At 58.8% G+C, this 19,464-nt stretch carries 19 protein-coding genes; 10 read left to right on the top strand and 9 right to left on the bottom strand.

The window, feature by feature from the left end:
• Nucleotides 1-77: 77 nt before the first annotated feature.
• From A6A03_RS13780 to A6A03_RS13810, 7 genes are all read right to left on the bottom strand, one after another.
• Nucleotides 78-455 carry a cupredoxin domain-containing protein gene (locus A6A03_RS13780; protein ID WP_066789469.1) on the bottom strand — a complete coding sequence of 126 codons (378 nt, stop codon included), beginning with the start codon at nucleotides 453-455 and terminating at the stop codon, nucleotides 78-80.
• A gap of 65 nt (nucleotides 456-520) precedes the next feature.
• Nucleotides 521-1,117: an SCO family protein gene (locus A6A03_RS13785; protein ID WP_066789478.1), complete on the bottom strand. Its 597-nt coding sequence runs from the start codon at nucleotides 1,115-1,117 to the stop codon at nucleotides 521-523.
• 206 nt (nucleotides 1,118-1,323) lie between these two features.
• The gene (locus tag A6A03_RS13790; protein WP_066789480.1) at nucleotides 1,324-1,872 is read right to left on the bottom strand and encodes a copper chaperone PCu(A)C; all 549 of its coding nucleotides are present in this window, start codon (nucleotides 1,870-1,872) and stop codon (nucleotides 1,324-1,326) included.
• Between the two features lie 74 nt (nucleotides 1,873-1,946).
• Nucleotides 1,947-2,309 (bottom strand): hypothetical protein, encoded by a 363-nt coding sequence (locus tag A6A03_RS13795; RefSeq protein WP_066789482.1) that lies wholly within the window; start codon nucleotides 2,307-2,309, stop codon nucleotides 1,947-1,949.
• Between the two features lie 307 nt (nucleotides 2,310-2,616).
• A complete protein-coding gene (locus A6A03_RS13800; RefSeq protein WP_066789491.1) occupies nucleotides 2,617-3,807 on the bottom strand; it encodes a GNAT family N-acetyltransferase in 1,191 nt (396 codons plus the stop codon).
• 75 nt (nucleotides 3,808-3,882) lie between these two features.
• Entirely contained in the window at nucleotides 3,883-4,359 is a 477-nt protein-coding gene (locus tag A6A03_RS13805) for an iron chaperone (RefSeq protein WP_066789494.1), read from the bottom strand.
• Nucleotides 4,360-5,576: 1,217 nt separating this feature from the next.
• Nucleotides 5,577-5,762, bottom strand: a complete 186-nt coding sequence (locus A6A03_RS13810) for a hypothetical protein (protein WP_156525343.1) — start codon at nucleotides 5,760-5,762, stop codon at nucleotides 5,577-5,579.
• A gap of 289 nt (nucleotides 5,763-6,051) precedes the next feature.
• On the opposite strand from A6A03_RS13810, the gene A6A03_RS13815 reads away from it, so the two are divergent.
• The 5 genes from A6A03_RS13815 (at nucleotide 6,052) to A6A03_RS13835 (ending at nucleotide 13,402) form a co-directional block, all read left to right on the top strand.
• Complete coding sequence (locus tag A6A03_RS13815; RefSeq protein WP_066789499.1) at nucleotides 6,052-6,297, top strand: sulfurtransferase TusA family protein; 246 nt, start codon at nucleotides 6,052-6,054, stop codon at nucleotides 6,295-6,297.
• A gap of 183 nt (nucleotides 6,298-6,480) precedes the next feature.
• Nucleotides 6,481-7,620: an NAD(P)/FAD-dependent oxidoreductase gene (locus A6A03_RS13820; protein WP_066789524.1), complete on the top strand. Its 1,140-nt coding sequence runs from the start codon at nucleotides 6,481-6,483 to the stop codon at nucleotides 7,618-7,620.
• 167 nt (nucleotides 7,621-7,787) lie between these two features.
• Nucleotides 7,788-9,209 (top strand): tyrosine phenol-lyase, encoded by a 1,422-nt coding sequence (locus A6A03_RS13825; protein ID WP_066789502.1) that lies wholly within the window; start codon nucleotides 7,788-7,790, stop codon nucleotides 9,207-9,209.
• Between the two features lie 868 nt (nucleotides 9,210-10,077).
• Nucleotides 10,078-10,785 carry a DUF2726 domain-containing protein gene (locus A6A03_RS13830; RefSeq protein WP_066789505.1) on the top strand — a complete coding sequence of 236 codons (708 nt, stop codon included), beginning with the start codon at nucleotides 10,078-10,080 and terminating at the stop codon, nucleotides 10,783-10,785.
• Between the two features lie 967 nt (nucleotides 10,786-11,752).
• Nucleotides 11,753-13,402: a hypothetical protein gene (locus A6A03_RS13835; protein WP_156525344.1), complete on the top strand. Its 1,650-nt coding sequence runs from the start codon at nucleotides 11,753-11,755 to the stop codon at nucleotides 13,400-13,402.
• A gap of 63 nt (nucleotides 13,403-13,465) precedes the next feature.
• Here the strand turns inward: A6A03_RS13835 and A6A03_RS13840 are convergent, their stop codons facing one another.
• Together A6A03_RS13840 and A6A03_RS13845 are read right to left on the bottom strand one after the other, a co-directional pair.
• Nucleotides 13,466-14,665: a hypothetical protein gene (locus A6A03_RS13840; protein ID WP_156525345.1), complete on the bottom strand. Its 1,200-nt coding sequence runs from the start codon at nucleotides 14,663-14,665 to the stop codon at nucleotides 13,466-13,468.
• 412 nt (nucleotides 14,666-15,077) lie between these two features.
• Nucleotides 15,078-15,989 carry a restriction endonuclease gene (locus tag A6A03_RS13845; protein ID WP_066789514.1) on the bottom strand — a complete coding sequence of 304 codons (912 nt, stop codon included), beginning with the start codon at nucleotides 15,987-15,989 and terminating at the stop codon, nucleotides 15,078-15,080.
• A gap of 206 nt (nucleotides 15,990-16,195) precedes the next feature.
• Here A6A03_RS13845 and A6A03_RS13850 point away from each other — a divergent pair, with 206 nt between their 5' ends.
• The 5 genes from A6A03_RS13850 to A6A03_RS13870 all read left to right on the top strand — a co-directional run bounded on the left by A6A03_RS13850 (nucleotide 16,196) and on the right by A6A03_RS13870 (nucleotide 18,806).
• On the top strand, nucleotides 16,196-16,609 hold the full coding sequence (locus A6A03_RS13850) for a TIGR04255 family protein (RefSeq protein ID WP_066789517.1): 414 nt from the start codon (nucleotides 16,196-16,198) through the stop codon (nucleotides 16,607-16,609).
• A gap of 12 nt (nucleotides 16,610-16,621) precedes the next feature.
• The gene (locus A6A03_RS13855) at nucleotides 16,622-16,939 is read left to right on the top strand and encodes a hypothetical protein (RefSeq protein WP_066789519.1); all 318 of its coding nucleotides are present in this window, start codon (nucleotides 16,622-16,624) and stop codon (nucleotides 16,937-16,939) included.
• Nucleotides 16,936-17,391 (top strand): hypothetical protein, encoded by a 456-nt coding sequence (locus A6A03_RS13860; protein WP_066789521.1) that lies wholly within the window; start codon nucleotides 16,936-16,938, stop codon nucleotides 17,389-17,391. Before A6A03_RS13855 ends, A6A03_RS13860 begins: the two co-directional genes overlap by 4 nt.
• Nucleotides 17,381-17,737, top strand: coding sequence for a hypothetical protein (locus A6A03_RS13865; protein WP_066789522.1), 357 nt, complete (start codon nucleotides 17,381-17,383; stop codon nucleotides 17,735-17,737). The genes A6A03_RS13860 and A6A03_RS13865 overlap by 11 nt, the downstream gene beginning before the upstream one ends.
• 154 nt (nucleotides 17,738-17,891) lie before the next feature.
• Nucleotides 17,892-18,806: a DMT family transporter gene (locus tag A6A03_RS13870; protein ID WP_245668990.1), complete on the top strand. Its 915-nt coding sequence runs from the start codon at nucleotides 17,892-17,894 to the stop codon at nucleotides 18,804-18,806.
• Nucleotides 18,807-19,464 lie beyond the last annotated feature (658 nt).

Consider the following 19,464-nt stretch of genomic DNA (forward strand, 5'->3'; position numbering starts at 1 on the left):
GCGGCAGTTTGACTGCCGCATTCCAGCATGATCGAGCAGATTTTGCCAGATATTAGCGACCTGCTCGTTTCACGCGCCTAACGCACCTCGATCCGCAACTGTTCACCCTGATGCACCGAACAGATCAGCTCGTAGGTGCCCGGATTCCAATAGCGCTGGACAAAGCGCTGGCCGGGTACGATGCGGAAGGGGCCGATCGTGACTTCGGCGCTATCGTTATTTTGGATGATCAGCGTATCATGATAGCGCAAATCGATCACAATAGTAGAGGGAAAAATATTCACTTCTTCGCCGGCGGCAAGGCGGGCCGCCGTGCCGGGAGGAATCTCGTACACCAGTTGCCGCTGCCGGTTGGCGGTGGATTGCCACAGAAACACGCCAGCGGCAGCGATGATCGCAATTGTCGCCAGCAGAATGCCGATGCGCACGCGAGTGCTTAAGTTCAGATTGGCCATGGGTGATTACTTTTGGTAGACGCATACGCCAAGACACCGTCTAGTGGCGCCTTGGCGTGGATCGCTTACGAACGGGGCGGATTGCGCAGCAAGGCTTGCACATCACTCACAATATCATCAACCGGTGTGCCGTGCGCCCACAGCAAGCGCCAATTACCGGCCTGATCAATCGCGTAGATATAGCCTGAATGATCGATTGTATAGCCCAACCCTGAACCGGGCAAATCGCGGCGAATGACAGTTACGCCGTAATCTTTGTAGGCTTTTTCCAATGCAGCTCGATCACCGTTGAGGCCAAGGAAGGTCGGATTAAAAGCAGCGAGATAGCGCTGCATGAGGTCAGGTGTATCGCGTTCGGGGTCAACCGAGACAAAGACCACCTGCACCTTTTCGGCGTCTTTACCGAGCTTTTCCATAACCCGCTTCAGGTCGCCGAGGGCGGTGGGGCAAATATCGGGGCAGTGGGTAAAGCCGAAGAAGGCCAGCACCACCTTGCCACGGTAGTTGCTCAGGCGAAACTCATTGCCAAACTGATCGTTTAACGGGAGTTCCGGCGCCGGGTTGGGCGGTTCGAGCACGGTGCCGCGAAATTCATACGCGCCGCAGCCGCTGAGCGCTAGCGCCGCGATAAGCACAACGAAACGTAAGAGCCAGCGTTGCATAGCTTTCACCTACAAACAGTTGTTAGAGGGACGAATAAGATACTTTCTTCTCATCCCCGACGTGCCCCAAGGCAGTGAGCAGGGAATGAGCGTATGTTCGCTTGCAACTAAAGGATTGATGGAGACGACCCTGTGGGTCGTCTCCGCACTATCGTGAACGAGCAGAGAAGAGAGCGATGGCGCAGTCCGTCCTCGCTCTGCGCAGATTACGGCTTGCGCACCGGCGCCTTGACTTCAATCGTCTTGCCGCTGCGGGTGGTGAGCTTGATCAGCACCTCTTCGCCTTCCTTGAGATCGCGGTTCAAGCCGATCAGCATCACGTGATAGCTGCCCGGCTTCAACTCAACCTGCCCGTTGGCCGGCACCTCAATCGCCTCAACTTGCCGCATCTGCATCACGTTGTTTTCCATAATCACATTGTGCAGCTCGACCGACTGGGCGACATCACTGTCGGCCTTGATGATTGCGTCCGCAGTGTTGCTGTTGTTGACCACCACCATATAGGCAGCGCTCACCGCAGAGCCGGCCATATTGCCGTGGCTCTGCATCCCGGCCATCGGCGTGCTCTGCATATTGCCCTGCTGCATATTGCCCATCGCACCCGACTGATCGCCGGCCATATTCATCATCGCGGCCCGCACCCACGGATCGCGCACAGTAATGCCGCCAGTCTGCGTCCCGCTCTGGCTTGCGCCACAGCCAGCCAACCCTACCACCATCATCGCCACCGCGAACAGCACAAACAGACGTCGCATGGTATCACCTCGTATAGTAATCAATGATTTCTGCACAAACAACCGCACGTTGCACGTATGAACGCGCAATGAACCTACAATGCCGGTTGGATGTGCATACGACGAGGTGGCGGCGGATCGGGAGTTAGGATCACCGAAGAGCGCATCACCGGTAGAGTGGCGACGAAGCGTTGGATAACAACCAGCCCGCCGATCACGATCATCAATCCAAGCGGCCACAACTCGTACCGTACCGGCGGCGGCGGGAGATCGTGTTGGGCAGCCCGGTTGGGTGCATCACATGAGAAAAACTCAACCCCCGCCGAATCAGTGTGCGGAAGGTAATGGCAGTGGATGATGCAAGATAACGCCGGCCAAGGCCCGACCAAGAAGGCCAGCATCCACAGTATGACAGCGCGCTGCGGTGACGCTGTATTTGCGCCGATTTGCACAATCATCGGAGGTAGTATACAACAACTTGGTGCAACCGAAGTAGAGATCTCTTCACGATCTGGGGGCATGGCGCGACGACGAGTCTGAGACCGATTAGGGCCGGGGCCGGTGCGGCGGTCATTGCGCGGGGGCTGCGCGCCCGCCTGTCATTGCGAGGGCGCGGAGCGCCCGAAGCAATCTCCTACTCTGGCGAAGGGAATGCGTGCAGGCAAGATTCCCGTCCTCGTGGGGGATTGCTGCGCCGCGCGGGGCAGAGCACCGCTCTGCCCCTACACGCGGCTCGCAATGACATGGGGGAAATGGGGACGGGTATCATTCTTCCCAAACCCATGGCCCCGCCGGACGACCGATCAGATAATGGTTGCCGGCAGTATCACGGGCAACGGCGTAGATTACATATTTCCCCGCTTCCCACCCGACCCATGCGGCAAAGAGCGCGTCGGTCGCGTCGCGCCAAGCGGTCGCCAGCGCCAGATCACGGTGTTGCAGCGCCGTCCAGTCAGGCGGGATCGCAATAGCGATAGCGGGCGGATCATCCGGCGCCGGCAATGGCTGTGGCCCATCGTTGAGCACGGCTACACCGGGTAGATCGGCGAGTGCTAGCCGTTCGCCGCCGTCAACCAAGCCGCGCCGGCCATGGGCGCTGGCCGGCAGCCACGTGATCAGAAACCGCGAGGCTGTCACCAGATTCAAGGCGTTTTGCACCGGGTAATAGCCGCGCACAAATGCGCCGGCGACGGCGTGCAGCCGGTTGAAATTGAGCAGTGCATTGGGCAACTGCAACGGATCGACCGTCCACTGGATGCAACGCACCCCGCGGGCCAGCGCAGCGCGGGCTTGCGCTCGTTTGAGGCGGGTGGCGAGGCCGTGGCCGCGGTACACCGGATCGACAGCCATTACTTGCGACTCGATCGCTAGTTCGTCTGATGGGTATGGTGCGCCGCCGAAGCGGAAGAAACCGAGCAGAAACCCGGCCAGTTGTCCGTCTACCGTTGCCACGAGTGCAGTGCCGGGGCCAAACTCGGCGCTGAAGAGATCGGTAGGATAGGGCTGGCTATTCCACACGGCCCGGTAGAGGGCGGCAATCGCGGGCAAGTCATCAGCTTGCGGCGGCCCGATCCACACGCCGGTGGGGCGAGGTGCGGGAGGGGCGAAGGTCTGGCCGTCGCGTGGTCGGTAGATGACCACTGGCACGGGGTGAAACGCGGTACGGAGGAGATCGTCGTCTAATTGCTGATCGAACTCGTGGAGCCGCAGGGTGTAGCTGCGCGTGCCGTCAGCCGCAATAGCGCGCGGGAAGAGCAATCCAACCCCAACAAGCCGTTGATTCGCATCAATGGTCGCTACTATTCCTCCCATGCGGGGGAAGGTGCTCTTGACAAAGTGGGGGGGCAGCAGATCAGGATTGTGCGGCGCACCGAGCTGCTGCCAGAGCTGATCGATGGTTCTATGCCACGCTGGATCGGCGGGGTTGAGAAGAATAATGTTGATGTAAGTAAACATTATGTTGGTTCTAGCGCGGAAATATGTGTGTCTTATGCGGGCCGATACTTACGATACGAAGCACACGCCTTTCAGTCAATGGGATGAGTCTGCAACTCCCACCGCTCGCCGCACCAGCGCCGCTATCTGCGCTTCGGCAGCAGGGGTAAGCTCGGTGAGGGCAAAGGCGGTCGGCCACATGACGCCATCGTCGAGCATGGCGGCGTCAGAGAAGCCAAGCGTGGCATAGCGGGTGTTGAATTTCTGCGCGCTTTGGAAGAAGCAGATCACCTTGCCGTCTTTGGCGTAAGCCGGCATGCCGTACCACAGCCGTGGTGTGAGGGCGGGTGCGTTGGTGGTGATGATGGTGTGCAGGCGAGCGGCCATCGTGCGATCCGGTTCCGGCAGTTCGGCGATCTTGGCCAGCACCGCGTTGGCCTCTTCTTCCTGTTTAGCGCGCCCGCTCCGGCGGGCAGCGGCTTTGAGTTCTTGCGCTCGTTCGCGCATTGCGGCCTGCTCTTCTGCCGAGAATCCTTCCTGTTCGCCATCAGCGGCGCGTTTGTTGCGTGCCATGCGAGCATCTCCTTTATTTCACTGATCGTCGTGCTGATGATAGTCTACCAACGAAACTGGCTCGTCGTTCCCGGCAAGGCAGCGCATCCGCTCCAGTAGGAGATTGCTGCGGGTGCTGCGCGCCCGCGCCATGACAGACGTGTACGCGCCTCCGCTCCCTGATGGTCATTGCGAGCGGCAGGGGCAGATCACGGCTCTGCCCCGGAGCGAAGCAATCTCTCCCGATAGCGGGAGGTAACTGCTCAGCGCTCGTTCTCGCCACCGCGAGAGCTTGCTGCGGGCGCTGCGCGTCCTCGCAATGACAGACAGGTGGTTGTCATTGCGAGTCGCCTTCGGCGGCGAAGCAATCCCCCGCGAGCACGGGAGTAACCGCTGCCGCCTTGGGTTCCGCCACACCAGTGCTAACGAGTCGTTCCCGGCAAGGCAGCGCATCCACTCCAGTAGGAGATTGCTGCGGGTGCTGCGCGCCCGCGCTATGACAGACGTGTACGCGCCCCCTCTCCCCGATTGTCATTACGAGCGGCAGGGGCAGAGCCGTGCTCTGCCCCGGAGCGAAGCAATCTCCCCCGATAGCGGGAGGTAACTGCTCAGCGCCCGTTCTCGCCACCGCGAGAGCTTGCTGCGGGCGCTGCGCGTCCTCGCAATGACAGACAGGTGGTTGTCATTGCGAGTCGCCTTCGGCGGCGAAGCAATCCCCCGCGAGCACGGGAGTAACCGCTGCCGCCTTGGGTTCCGCCACACCAGTGCTAACGAGTCGTTCCCGGCAAGGCAGCGCATCCACTACAGTAGGAGATTGCTTCGGGCGCTGCGCGCCCTCGCAATGACAGATGGACACGCTCCCTCGCAATGGTGGACGGGCGCGCCCCTGCACCCTGATTGTCATTGCGAGCGGCAGGGGCAGCTGTTTGTTGGTATCGCAACGGATGCGACGTATCCACCTGCACCCTGATGGTCATTGCGAGCGGCAGGGGCAGAGCACGGCTCTGCCCCGGAGCGAAGCAATCTCCCCCGATAGCGGGAGGTAACTGCTCAGCGCTCGTTCTCGCCACCGCGAGAGCTTGCTGCGGGCGCTGCGCGTCCTCGCAATGACAGACAACTCGTCACGGAAATCCGTGACGACGGCAACATCGACAACTTGCTGCGGGCGCTGCGCGTCCTCGCAATGACAGACAACACCTGCGTATTGCGCGTGGCGTCATGTGCTCTCATCGCACGGTTCAGGGCGCCGTCATCGCACTGCGCAAGAGAGCGAGATAGCGCCAATAGAATCCGCCAAATGCAGTATATACCACCACCCACAGCAGCGGAATGACAAACGGCAAGATTGCGTTCGGCAGCGTAAGGGCGATCACAAGATGAACGACAGTATAGATGATGTAAATGACCTTGATCGTTCGGGCCAAGCCTTGCACTGCCGTTCAGGCAGCGGTTGCGCCGAGCGCCGGCACTCTGTCAGCGCCGATGTGCGGACTACGACGGCATGTGCTGCACACCGATAGACACTGTTAAGCCGCCTTTCCTCACAATGCTATGTATCTTCCCCTAACAACTGCGCTGCACCGGATGCCCCCGCCGGCAACGGTTGCCGCCTGTACAGAATATGTTGTCGCTTCTTTCTGTTTGCGCCCCGCGATAGATGCTATAGTTGTCACGAGGAATGATTTCGGTCAGCGTTGACCGTAGGAGGAACCAATGACAACCCCAAACATCACGATTGACAAAGAGATTGACGCGCGCGGCAGCCATTGTCCCGGCCCGATGATGGAACTGATCCGCGGTATCAAGAGTGTGCCGGTTGGCTCGGTGGTCGCCGTGTTGTCGAGCGATCCCGGTTCAGCCAAGGATATTCCGATCTGGGTGCAGAAGGCCGGTCACGAGTTTATCGGCGCGTTCCCAGAGCAGGGGTATACCCGCTTTATCGTGCGCAAGACGCGCTAACGCAGGCCGCCACGACGCGCAGAGGTCAACGCAACGGCGCAATGGGGGGATGCGTAACTACTACGAATCATGACGGCCTGTTACCCTTTGCGTCGTTGTATTTGAGTTTCATTCCGTGTGCGCCGCCAAGTGGACGGCGCAAGGTTCGCGTTGGGTTTGCCCAATGCGCAGAAGGTCAAGACCATGACTGTCAAGCAAATTGTGGTATTAGGCGGCGGGGTAGGCGGCACACTGGTTGCTAACCTGCTCGCTGGCCAATTGACGCGCAAACAGGCGCAAATTACGTTGATTGATCGCACTGGCAAGCATGTCTATCAACCCGGTTGGTTATACGTGCCGTTTGGCGGCGCGCCGCCGGAGCGTTGGGAGCGGAACGAACGCTCGCTGTTGCGCCGCTCGGTTGATCTGCTGATCGGCGATGCGGTGAAGGTCGATCCGCACGAGCGTTTTGTTGAGATGGCTGACGGCACGCAGTTGCCGTTCGACTACCTCATTATCTCGACCGGCGCCCGGATCGATCCCGATGCGGTGCCCGGCTATCGCGAAGGCGCTCACCATTTCTACACCGCCGAGGCGGCGTTGCGCTTGCATGCCGCGTTGCGCGAGTTTACCGGCGGCAAGGTGGTGATTGGCGTGGCCGATATTCCCTACAAGTGCCCGCCGGCTCCGCTCGAGTTTACCTTTATGCTGGAGGATGAGCTGCGCAAACGCGGCTTGCGTGAGAAGACCGAGATTACGTATCTCTCGCCGATCGGGCGGGTCTTTACCATCGAGAGTGTGGCCGAGTTTGTCACGCCGATGTTAGAAGAGCGCGGGATTAACTACGAACTCTTCTTCAATACTGAGTCAATTGATCCGGTTGAGCGAACGGTTTCGTCATTGGAGGGCACGACCCTGCCTTACGATCTGCTGGTGTTGGTGCCGCCACACCGCGGCGCGAAGCTGATCATCGATTCGGGCCTCGGCGATGTGCAAGGTTGGCTGCCCACCGACCGCGAAACGCTCCAGCACAAGCAGTTCCCGTACATCTACGGCTTGGGTGACGCCACCGATCTGCCGGTGAGCAAGAGCGGCGCGGCGGCCCACTTTGAGGCGAAGGTGATCGCGCACCGCATTGCCGGCGAGATTAAGGGCAAGCCGAGCGATGAGCGCTACCACGGGCAGGTGATGTGCTTCCTTGAGACCGGGCGCGGCCAAGCGACCCAACTCGTCTTCGACTACACCCATCCGCCGCAGCCGCCTAAGCCAAGCGCCTACTATCACTACGAAAAGGCGCTGCTCAACCGGGCCTACTGGCATTTGGTGCCGACCGGAATTGTGTAAGGGTTGCGTTAAACGCAAAGGCGCAAAGGATGGCTGCTTGCGAGCGGATGCAATGCGCAATGGGGCGTCTTGGCATCATATGCTTTTGGCCTTTGCGAGTAACGTTTGCACGGGGCGACAGTGCCGTCGCCCCGTTTTGCATGACTTCATAGCAAGGAGGCAGCGCGATGGAGATGGAAGATTATCCACGCACGATGGGGCAGCAGTTTGGCCGCCGCTCATGGGCCGAGCCGTGGAAGATTAAGATGGTCGAGCCGCTGCGCATCATTAGCCGGGCCGAGCGCGAGGCGGCACTGAAGGCCGCCGGCTACAACACCTTTTTGCTCCGTTCGGAAGATGTCTATATCGATCTGCTCACCGATAGCGGCACCAACGCGATGAGCGACCGGCAGTGGGCGGCGTTGATGATGGGTGACGAGGCGTATGCCGGCAGTCGCAGCTTCTACCGGCTGGAAGCGGCGGTGCAGCAGGCTTACGGCTACCGCCACGTCATTCCTACCCACCAAGGCCGCGGCGCCGAGCACCTCATCAGCCGGATCGCCATCCAACCCGGCCAGTATGTGCCCGGCAATATGTACTTCACCACCACCCGCCTCCATCAAGAACTGGCCGGCGGCACATTTGTCGATGTGATTATCGACGAAGCGCACGATCCGCTCAGCCAATACCCCTTCAAAGGCAACGTCGATCTCGACAAGCTGCAAACGCTGATCAATCAGGTTGGCGCCAAGCAGATCGCCTACATCAGCCTCGCCGGCACCGTCAACATGGCTGGCGGCCAGCCGGTCAGCATGGCCAACGTGCGCGCCGTGCGCGAACTGTGCGACCGCTACGGCATCCGAATCTTCCTCGACGCTACCCGGCTGGTTGAAAACGCCTTCTTCATCAAAGAGCGCGAACCCGGCTACGACACGCGCACCATCGCCGAGATCGTGCGCGAGTTTTGCAGCTATACCGACGGCGCATGGATGAGCGCCAAAAAAGACAGTCTGGTCAACATCGGCGGCTGGCTGGCGCTTAACGACGACCAGCTCGCCGACGAGGCGCGCAATTTGGTGGTGGTGTACGAGGGATTGCATACCTATGGCGGCATGGCCGGACGCGATATGGAGGCGTTGGCGGTTGGGATTGAAGAATCGTTGCAAGAGGACTACATCCGGGCGCGGATCGGCCAAGTGCGCTACCTCGGCGAACTGCTGCTCGATTGGAATATCCCGATCGTGGAGCCGATCGGCGGTCACGCCATCTTCCTCGACGCCCGCCGCTTCTACCCGCACCTACCCCAAGACCTCTTCCCGGCCCAAACCCTCGCCGCCGAGCTGTACCTCGATTCAGGCGTGCGAGCGATGGAGCGCGGCATCGCCAGCGCCGGACGCGATCCCAAAACCGGCCAGAATCACTACCCAAAACTCGAACTCACCCGCCTCACCATCCCGCGCCGGGTCTACACCCAAGCCCACATGGATGTGGTTGCCGAAGCGGTGAAAGCCGTCTACGACCAACGCGAACGCGCGCGCGGCCTGCGCATGGTCTACGAACCGCGTTACCTGCGCTTCTTCCAAGCCCGGTTTGAACCGATCGAGGGCTAGGTGACACAGATTGGCACGGATTGGGCAGTGGTGGGCTTTGCTACCGATGTCATTGCACACCCCGCTCCCCTGTTGTCATTGCGAGCCGCGCGTAGGGGCAGAGCGATACTCTGCCCCCGCGCGGCGAAGCAATCCCCCACGAGCGTGGGAGTAGCCGCTGCCGGCCTTGGGTTCCACCCTCCAGTGCTGGTGTGTCGTTCCCGGCAAGGCATCTTGAACTGGGCGCTCGATGGGTACCGGCTGTGTTCCACCACACCAGTGCTGGATGGTCGTTCCCGGCAAGGCATCCCATCCGCTACAGTGGGAGATTGCTTCGGGCGCTGCGCGCCCTCGCAATGACAGGTGGGCACACCCCCTCACCCCCAATGTCATTGCGAGCGGAGGGGCAGAGCATCGCTCTGCCCCGAAGCGAAGCAATCTCCCCCGATAGCGGGAACGATCGCTGCCAGCCTTGGGGTCCGCCGCGCCAGTGCTGACTTGTTGTTCTCGGCGAGGCAGCGCATCCGCTGTAGCAGGGGATTGCTTCGGGCGCTCCGCGCCCTCGCAATGACAGACGGGCGCACCGCCGCTCCCCCGATGTCATTGCGAGCCGCCTGCGGCGGCGACGCAATCCCCCGCGAGCGCGGGAACGACCGCTGCCGGCCTTGGGTTCCACCCTCCAGTACTGGCGTGTCGTTCCCGGCAAGGCAGCGCATCCGCTACAGTGGGAGATTGCTTCGGGCGCTGCGCGCCCTCGCAATGACAGATGGACGCGCGCCCTCGCAATGACAGATGGGCGCGCACCCTCGCAATGACAGATGGGCATGCCCCTGTGCAATGCCAGCGGGGCGGCAGATGTGACAACTGTGGCAGGTTTGTGTTATGATAGATGGCAATAATCCAGTCTCGTACCGAGTTCTTCATCTTTGCCATCATCGCAGCCGACGCTATGGAACTCGTACCCGTCCTTGTCGCGCTCCTCTTTATCACCATCGGCGTCATTCTCCTTGGCGCTGTGACCGCGCTCGCCATTACCTCCGCTGTCAGCAAACGCCGTCCAAGTTCCCCCGTGATTCCGCCGGCCCAACCGTCCTACCCGGCGCCAGCGCCGTTGCCAAATCTCGCCAACGACCACGCCGAGCCAGCCGCTGCCGTGCTTGACGATGAGGCATGGCCGTTCTACGCCAAGCGGTTGCTTACCCACCCCGAACAGGCCCTCTATTACCGGCTGGTGCAAGCCTTGCCCGAATACCTCATCTTCTCCCAAGTGCAGTTATCGCGTATCCTCGGTGTCAAACAAGGGTACGACTTCTGGTATTGGCACAACCGGATCAACCGCATGAGCGCCGATTTCGTGGTCTGCCGCAAAGACAGCAGCATTGTGGCGGTGATTGAGCTTGACGACCGCACCCACCTCGATCCCGTGCGCCAAGTCGCCGATGCCAAGAAAGACAAAGCGCTCGCCGCCGCCGGTCTGCGCATCATCCGCTGGCCAACCCACGCTATGCCCGATGTGGCTGCGATCCGGGCGACGGTATTGGCCGGCGAGCATCGGCGTGTCATCAGTGCAGAGAACGAGCGGGTGGTGCGGTTGTGAGGGTGGGTTGTCATCTGACCTCGCCGGAGCAGGTAGAGGCTTGCGCAGCCTGCTGCGCAGGCAAAGGACGGCGAATGGAGCGACCTGCATGCCCACTCACCATAACGATTCCTGCTACCCTCGTTTTCTAAAACGGGTTGCCACACTCTCTGTTTTTATCCTCATTTTGGTTTGTGAAATCCACATTTGTGAACGAAATTTGTGCTATAACTAGATCATTAGGAATAAGGTTGGTTTGACGCGCAGGAGGAATGCCTATGCTATGACAGACAAGCAGTAAAGTTCTGGTAGGGAATGCGTTACTAGTGTGCTGCGCTCGACGCATCGTCTTGTTCGCGATTGCTACGCTGGATCAGGTCCAATAGCGAATCATGTAGCTTACTGAACCCTTCACTCCTGCCGTCAATAGCGCTCAGATTCGCAATATCTGGCAGATAATTGCCACATTTGTGAAATGATCATCGGCTATAACCGGAACAAGGCAGAGCTATTCGTGCTCTGCTCGCGCAAGCAGGGTGCGTGCTGGAGAGGAGGTCGTTCGATGATGGGAAGTTTTCGCCCCGTATCGTCGATTCGTGCTTGGCTGGTATGGGTCATGATTGCTGGTTGTGTAGCAGGTAGCGTGGCCGCGATCCCGCCCTCGATCGCCAGCCAATCGTCTACAGTAGCCGCCGAAGGCCGTTGCGGCGTGATCGTGGAGCCATTCCCTTTGCCTGCTGATCAAGCGGCGCAACGCCCCAAGATAGCCTTCTTCCCGCCTACCGGTGAGGTGTTTGTTAGTGTTATCGGCGTCACTAGATGGGTGAGCTCAAGCGATAATATCCCTCAGATCGTAGGGTGGCCAACCGTGTGGACGATCCGCCCTTGGCGATTGCAGGGGGCGATAGGGATCTATTCCTTAACAGATCGTCCCAATAGGATACGAGATTATACCGATCCGTATTATCACGCGTCTGAGTTGCAATATATGCCGTTGGACGATGGAAGGCATGGTTATCTCTCGTTTTTGTGGGGAGTGGGTTGGTTGTATGAAACCCAACTCCAACCGGGACCAAATATTGCCGAGAGTCCGATATTGTGGACAATGGTCGGCAATTTTCTCTGGGAACCGCGCCTATTGCCGGTGGTGAGCAAGACGTTCAATGGCCTGCCATCGCATATCATCGTCGTAAGCCATCTCTATCCGCTGCAATTTGCCGGTGAGCCGATCCAATACTATTGGACTTATCAGTGGCGATCCACGTTGACGCCCGACTTTCGCTCGATGCGGCATTTGTGGCATTCTGGCATTTCTACCAGTTCAGGCAATGTCCTCAAAGCGCACGTAAGCGCGCCGGGATTGGCTGTTTCCGGGTCGGGCGAAGTCTTTGCTGCGCTGAACGAAGCACCGCTGTGGAGTGAGCCGCAGATTGGAATTTGGCGCTTCGATACCGATGCGTGGGTGTGGGATGAGACGGTGGACTCGGGGAATAAATGGGTTGAAGTGCGACCGGCTTGGACGCGCTGGTCACAGGTGCCGGCTGCGCCGGGTGATGCGACCGGGAGAACAACTGAACCGGTGCTGGCTTTTGCCGGCGAGACGATGTTGGTGACGTACCGCGATAGCAACGGGTTGCCTTTGCTGGCGTGGACGACGACGGACGCGCCGGATAACTGGCGCCTTATCCGCCTCGATGATCAGCCGACGACCGGCCGGATCCACATCGTGGTCGATGCGGCACGGCACCGCTACGTGGCGGCGTGGGCTCGCCAAGGAGCAACCCGTACCCAGAATCAGATCGTGATAATGCATGGTCTGCTGGCCGATCCAGTCCTGCATAACGCGCCAACTGCGATTACTACGCCGGGGCCGTGGTTTGACCCTACGCTGCTCGTCACCCCGAACGGTACGGTGCATCTGGTGGCTGACTTTGTGCCGGTTGAACGCGGCGGCATTCCGCAGCTCCTCACGTTGCCGGCGCGCTGGGATGCACCCCTTACGACGCCGCAGCAGCCGCTGGCTCCTGAGTGGCGCCAAGGGCGTATCTTTTGGGAGGAGGGCGTGACGATGCCGGCAGGGACGCTGCTCAACGTGCGTTCGCGTGCCGGGAGCGCTAGCGTCGCTGTTACCAACCCCGCTGCTGCAACGCTGCCCGATATGCTCGACCCCGGCCCGGCGCTGTTGTCGCTGACCCAACCCGATTGCGGCGACCTCCCCATTGGCGGTATGGAAGTGACGCCGCCGCCGGCAGTCGCCTATCGTACAGCCGAGATCGCCGTCGCGGCGACTGATCCGAAGCAGATCACGGTACGGCTAACCGATGGCACGGCGGATCGTCCGCTGTATCTGCGCCTGCACGTGCGTGCGCTTAGCGATGCCGATAACCAAACTCGCGAGATGACATGCACGACGCCCTTCATCACCAGCGGCACGGCTCTCGAAGCGCGCTGTTCGTTGCTCGACTTGGGGGGTATGCCAGCCGGTACGGCCACTTTGCAGATCGAAGCCGTCTTACACGATCAGTTCGGCCAAACGGCGACTCCGCTGCCGCAGACTACCTTCGCCGCGACTCGTCAAGTGATCTGGACAGAAACGTGGACAACCGTGACGGTATTTATCTCGCTGATCCAACGGTAGCTGTTCTCTACTAGGCCGGCGGGCAAGAGCGACGGACTGCTGCGCCGTCGCTCATTGGCGTGGTCAGGGTGTTTCTAGTTCTTCCATCGCCGGCCCGTCGCCATCACCAGTGGCGGGAACGAGCTTGGTTGCGGTATGGGCAAACGTCGTTCCATCCCAGCGGTACCAGTCGATCTGCCACTGTTCTGGATGGATTTCGGCTTCGGCTTGACCAACGATGTTGTGCCCGCTGCGGGTGACGATGGTCTGGCGGTCTGACCAGAGCCGCCAGCCGCCAAACCGGTCGGGTTGGGTGGCAAAGAGGAGTTGACCATCAAGTGACCATACCGTTGCTTGATACGAGCAGTGATTGCCAAAACCAGTGCAACCGCTAAGCACAAGCTCTGCTTGGCCGTCGCCAGTCACGTCAATAGCATCGAAGATGCGTTGCGTCCACGGCGTGATCATCCGTTCCGGCGCGAGCGGGCTTTCAATGGCGCTCATCATTTGCCACGCGCGCTGGTACGAGCCGGATTGAGCATGCAGCACCATGACGCCGATGGGTGACAAAGCCGGCGCTGGCTGACCGGCTTTGTCGTGGCCGATCGCAGCATAAAAGATAACCGCCGTTTGCGCTGAAGGCATCGCTACCGCCAACACGTGCTGGCCGCGCTGAACCAATTCTTGATACGCGGCGCTCTGTTCGACCGGGGTGGTCGCAGCGGCTGGCGTAGGTAGCGGCGCGGTAGCCGGCGCTAGGGCCAATTCCGCGATCATCGCAAGATTACTATCCAACGCCGCTTCAAACGTGATCAACAACTGGCCGTCCCGTTCTTGTTCGTCGCGATCGAGGCCAACAATAGCATACGTCAGCTCACTGGTTCCGCGTACCATGCGTTGGTAGACAATGGCTGGCTGTCCGGCGATGAAGGTCTCGCGAATGGTCGATTCATCAATGGTATTGCCGGCCATGCTCGTGGCATTGGCACGCTCGCGTTGCAGCCAGTCAGCAGGTGTGCCGGCAAATTCAACTATCGTGAAGCGCGGCCCCGAAGCCATTTCGACGGTCGGGTTCAGCGCAGCCATGGGATAGGTCACGTATCCCTGTGCGCGGATCGGAACGCCGTTCAGTGTATCAGTCGGGTTCTCCTCATGCCATACCGCATACTCCGGCAGCCGGATCAGTAATCCTTGCCATAGCACCGTATCCGGATCGTTGTTTCCCACTAGCGCCGGCGTCGCAGATGGTGTGATTGGGGTGGGGGTGACGGTGGCGGATTGCACTGGCGTTGGTGCAGGAGTGGGAAGAGGGGCCGCTGAACCGCAGCTACTAAGTATGATCAAGAAAAGGGTTGACAGAGCACTATATCTCATGGCGTTGCTCGCTTGGCGATTGATCCCCCGATAGAGGGCAGCAATCAACGCAATTGCATTGAACGCATCGTCATCTTTTACTATACCACACCCGCGCCAATTTGTCAAGAGCAGCAATCAACGCAATTGCATTGAACGCATCGTCATTGTTCCTTTACACCCCGCCACTCACCAGCTTCCACGGGTTAATCACCGTTATTCCGGCGTGACGAACGTCACTATCGTTGCGCGTCACCAAGGCAAACCGGCCTTCGAGAGCGATCGCGGCGTATACTACATTGTTGTAAGGTTAATCAATACGCTTTTGCAGCAATACTGCACCTTATCCATTGCTAAAATAATCTGAGTCGATTCGCTTAATATGATAGGTAAAAATCGTTGTGACACCGACATCATAATCAATCATGAGTTCTGCTAGACGCTTGCCATCAATGAGCACAATCTTGGCGTCAATGTTGGCTGCGTAGGTAACGGCCTCTTGAGAAAAAGATGATGTGGTGATGAAGATGCCTTTCTTCGACCGCTTGCCCATTAACGCGCCGGCAAATTTCTGAATCTCTGGCCGGCCCACAATGTGCTCCCACTTCTTAGCCTGAATGTAAATCGTATCAAGGCCAAGCCGATCTTCGTCAATGATACCGTCAATCCCCTCGTCACCGGCTTGGCCGACGGCACGCGCTGCGTCACGGTGCGATCCGCCATACCCCATCTTGACAAGGAGTTCAACCACTAATCGTTCAAAGAATAACGGACTATTTTGTTTGATCAAACTGAGCGCCTCTTGCGCCAGCCGGTCTTTGATTTCTTGGTAAGCTGCTTCGAGGATCTCTTCTGGTGTTTTGTCATCTTCGACTGCGCTCGTGGGATCTTTTGGTTTGTGCAATCCACCTTCACGCTGGCGAAACTCGACAAACTCCGGAAATTGCTCAAGAAATTTTAGGTCAATTTTAGCTAGATTACGCTTAAGAATGCTCTTTCCTCGTTCGGTAATGCGACAGTATGAACGGCGCGGCATTTCGAGCAAACCGGCTTTGGCGAGGTAGGTTCTGGCCCAGCCAACGCGATTGTAGAAGACCGTCTGCCGTCCGCTCGGCAGCAGCGCTTGCAACTCTTCCGCGCTAAGCTGGAACTGCTCGGCTAGTTTGGCGGTCAAACTTGGCATGTGATGATCATTGCCGTCACCAATGGCTTGCAACAACGGCAGCATGATCGTTTGAAAATCTGGGATAGGCATAGGTGTCTCGCTCTTAGTACTGCCGCGCCGGTTTAGCGATAGTTTGGTTAAATATAACCCTCCTTGCACGGCAAGGGCCGGAATGATTCGTATTATAGCTGTCGCGGATTGTTGCTGGCAATAGCCTTTGGATGATGGGATCGGGTGTGTTACAATACAAGCGAGCGGTACTGTAGATGTAATCCCTATAACAGAAATTGCATGCAATGGGTAGAACATACACTCATCCGCCTATCGTAGAGGCGGTTTGCGAATTCCGCTTAAGTCCCGAGACGCAATGGGATTTAGCTATTCCGGGTTTACTCTACGAAACGTTGCGTGATCGGTTTCCTCACCGTGAATCACGGTTGCTGCCAGAATTGGGCATCGAACAAAGTCAAGAAGGGATCCGTCAGGAAATTCGCACCAGCGAACGTATTCTCTTCTTTGCTGAAGACCGGCGTATGTTTATCCAAGTAGGTCCGCGTCTCATTGCAGTCAATTGCCTGAAACCTTACCCAACTTGGACGCAATTCAAACCAATCATTGCGCAGACGTGGCAGAGCTTGATCAATACAGTGGTGGTGAAGGGGATTGATCGAATCGGTCTTCGTTATATCAATCAAATTAATCTTGCTTAGAATGATGTTGAATTGTCTCAATTTTTTCAGTTTTATCCGTTTTTAGGTCCGCAGCTCCCCCAAAAGATGGCTTCATTTGCTGTCGTCAGCGAATTTGTGCTACACGAGATGCGTGATCGTTGCCGTGTTCAACTCACGTCGGCAGAAATGGGCTCACCAGTTATGACAACGGTTTTGCTCGATATTGACTATTTCCTTGCTCAACCCAATGGGGTAAAGATAGCGGAAGCGCTCGATTGGGTTGAAACGGCGCATAACGAAATTGAAACAGTTTTTGAAGGGTGCATTACCGATCAACTACAAGCTGTGTTTGATGAGGATAAGCAATGACGCTCCTTTTCGCTACAACCCGTTCAACGGCGATCATTTCACCACCGCTGGTAAGCAGCTTGTTGGCGTATCATACCCTTCGGCCAACGAGCGCGCTGACAGTTGATACGAGCCGCCACATCGCTTGGCTGCGAGCGATAGGGGTTGAATTACAGGGGTATGATGAGATTTTGAACTATCTCTTGCAGTTTCCCGGCATGGTGAATGTGCTCCATGTGGCGGTGCAAGCTGTCCGTAAGCACCTTGCTGATCTCCCGATGAAGCTTGCAGTCTACCGCGATCCAGAGATTGATGACCGCTACTTACTGCTGAGTGTACAGGCGCCTGCCTACACGACGGCGGTTGCACAAGGTCTCGCCGCAGCAGAGGCCGAGTTCCTGCCGTTGCTTGCCAACGAAGAGGGATGGCTGCAATTGAATGCCGAGATTGTGGAGTTGGCTGATGTCGTTTGACTGGCGTGAATATCTTGCGCTTGCTCGAGGGTTGGCCGGCGATAGCGACGCATCATATTCAGCCGAGGCTGCCCAGCGCGCAGCGATGAGCCGTGCCTACGATGGAGCGTTTGGTTTTGCGCGTGACGTTGCCCAAGCAAAGGAAGGTTTCTCACCGGCTGGCAGTGCCGATGATCATCGCCGTCTACGCGAACATTTCCAAAGGTATGGACGAATTACTGTTGATTCACACTTGAAAATGATTGTGATTATCATGATCACGTCGCTGCTCTTGATACGCTCGTGCAGCGTGCGGTTCAATGAGCCGATGAGGTTGTGCGCGAACTGGAAGAGTAGGTTCGTCTGAAGGAACCTTTATACCACTCCCCATTTCCCATCCCCCCCAACTTCCCTGATCAGCCAAATATCCGCCCGTAGACGCTGGTCTTTACCAATACTTCATGGTAGCCTACATCATGTGCCGGCGAAATCCGCCGGTTCTAGTGCATGGCGAGGGGCCTGTGACCACCACTACGCGCGTTGAGCAGCCGGTCGTGTTTGCCGGGTTGACCCGCACCGACCTGACAATGCTGCTGGTTGTGTTGATTTGGGGGGCGAATTTTAGTATTGTCAAAGCTGCCTTAACCGAGATTCCGCCGCTGGCCTTCGCCACGCTGCGGTTTGCTAGCGCTAGCGTGTTGCTGCTGGCCTTTACCTTCTGGCGCGAAGGGCGGCGCGCGCTGCCTCCTGACCGGAAGACGTGGTGGAAGCTGTTTTGGGTCGGGTTTGTTGGCAATACGTTGTATCAGGCCCTTTTTACCTATAGTTTGACCATGACCACGGCGGCGAATGGTTCACTGATCATCGCAACCACGCCGGCATGGGTGGCGCTGGCGGCTGCCTTGCTCGGTATCGAGCGCGTGCGGGGCATGATGGCTGCCGGTATCGCGTTGGCGATCGGCGGGGTGGCGTTGGTGGTTGCTGAACGCGGCCTCAGCCTCGGCGGGAATGGGTTGTTGGGTGATCTGTTGATGCTTGGCGCGGCGCTGTGCTGGATGATCTATACCCTCGGCGTGCGCACGCTTGGCCAAGGTCTCTCGCCGCTGGCCATTACCGCGTGGACGATGGTCACTGGGGTGCCGGGGATGGTGCTGGTGAGCATTCCTGATTGGGGCCGCGTCCCGTGGGCCAGTGTGAGCGCCAATGCGTGGCTGGGTTTGCTGTACGCGACGTTGCTGGCGTTGGTGCTGGCCTATGTGCTGTGGAATAATAGTGTGCGCGTCGCTGGCAGCGCTCGCACCGCGATTTACGGTTGCGCTATCCCGTTGGTGGCGACGCTGATTGCGTGGCCGTTGCTCGGCGAGCAGCCGACGTGGGTGCAGGGGGTGGGTGGTTTGCTGATTGTGACTGGTGTCTTGTTGACCCGCCGGACGTGATCGCGGTTGTTGCTCGTGGTACTATACTAGACCAAATCGGATGGTGAGGTAGCGACGGACGGCTGTCCGTCGCAGGCGCAAAGGGAGCAAAGGCGCAGAGGATAAACACGCAAAGGCGCAGAGGACGCAAAGGGTCGCTAAGGATACATAAGTATAAACCTCTGCGTCCGCTGCGGTCAATGTGCCCCTACCCCAGCCCTCCCCCTCCGGGGAAGGGAGTCATACCCCTCCCCCCAGCGGGGAGAGGTTGGGAGGGGGGCCATCATGAAGACGCAGAGGCCGCAAAGGGTCGCTAAGGATCAAAAAACTTCTGCGCACTCTGCGGGCAATGTGCCCCCACCCCAGCCCTCCCCCTCCGGGGGAGGGAGTCATACCCCTCCCCCCAGCGGGGGGAGGTTGGGAGGGGGGCCATCATGAAGACGCAGAGGCCGCAAAGGGTCGCTAAGGATCAAGAGGTGCCCCTACCCCAGCCCTCCCCCTCCGGGGGAGGGAGTCATACCCCTCCCCCCAGCGGGGGGAGGCTGGGAGGGGGGCCATCATGAAGGCGCAAAGGGTCGCTAAGGGTCGCCAAGGATCAAAAGGTGCCCCCACCCCAGCCCTCCCCCTCCGGGGGAGGGAGTCATACCCCTCCCCCCAGCGGGGGGAGGTTGGGAGGGGG

Source organism: Chloroflexus islandicus (genome assembly GCF_001650695.1).
GTDB classification, from domain to species: Bacteria; Chloroflexota; Chloroflexia; order Chloroflexales; family Chloroflexaceae; genus Chloroflexus; species Chloroflexus islandicus.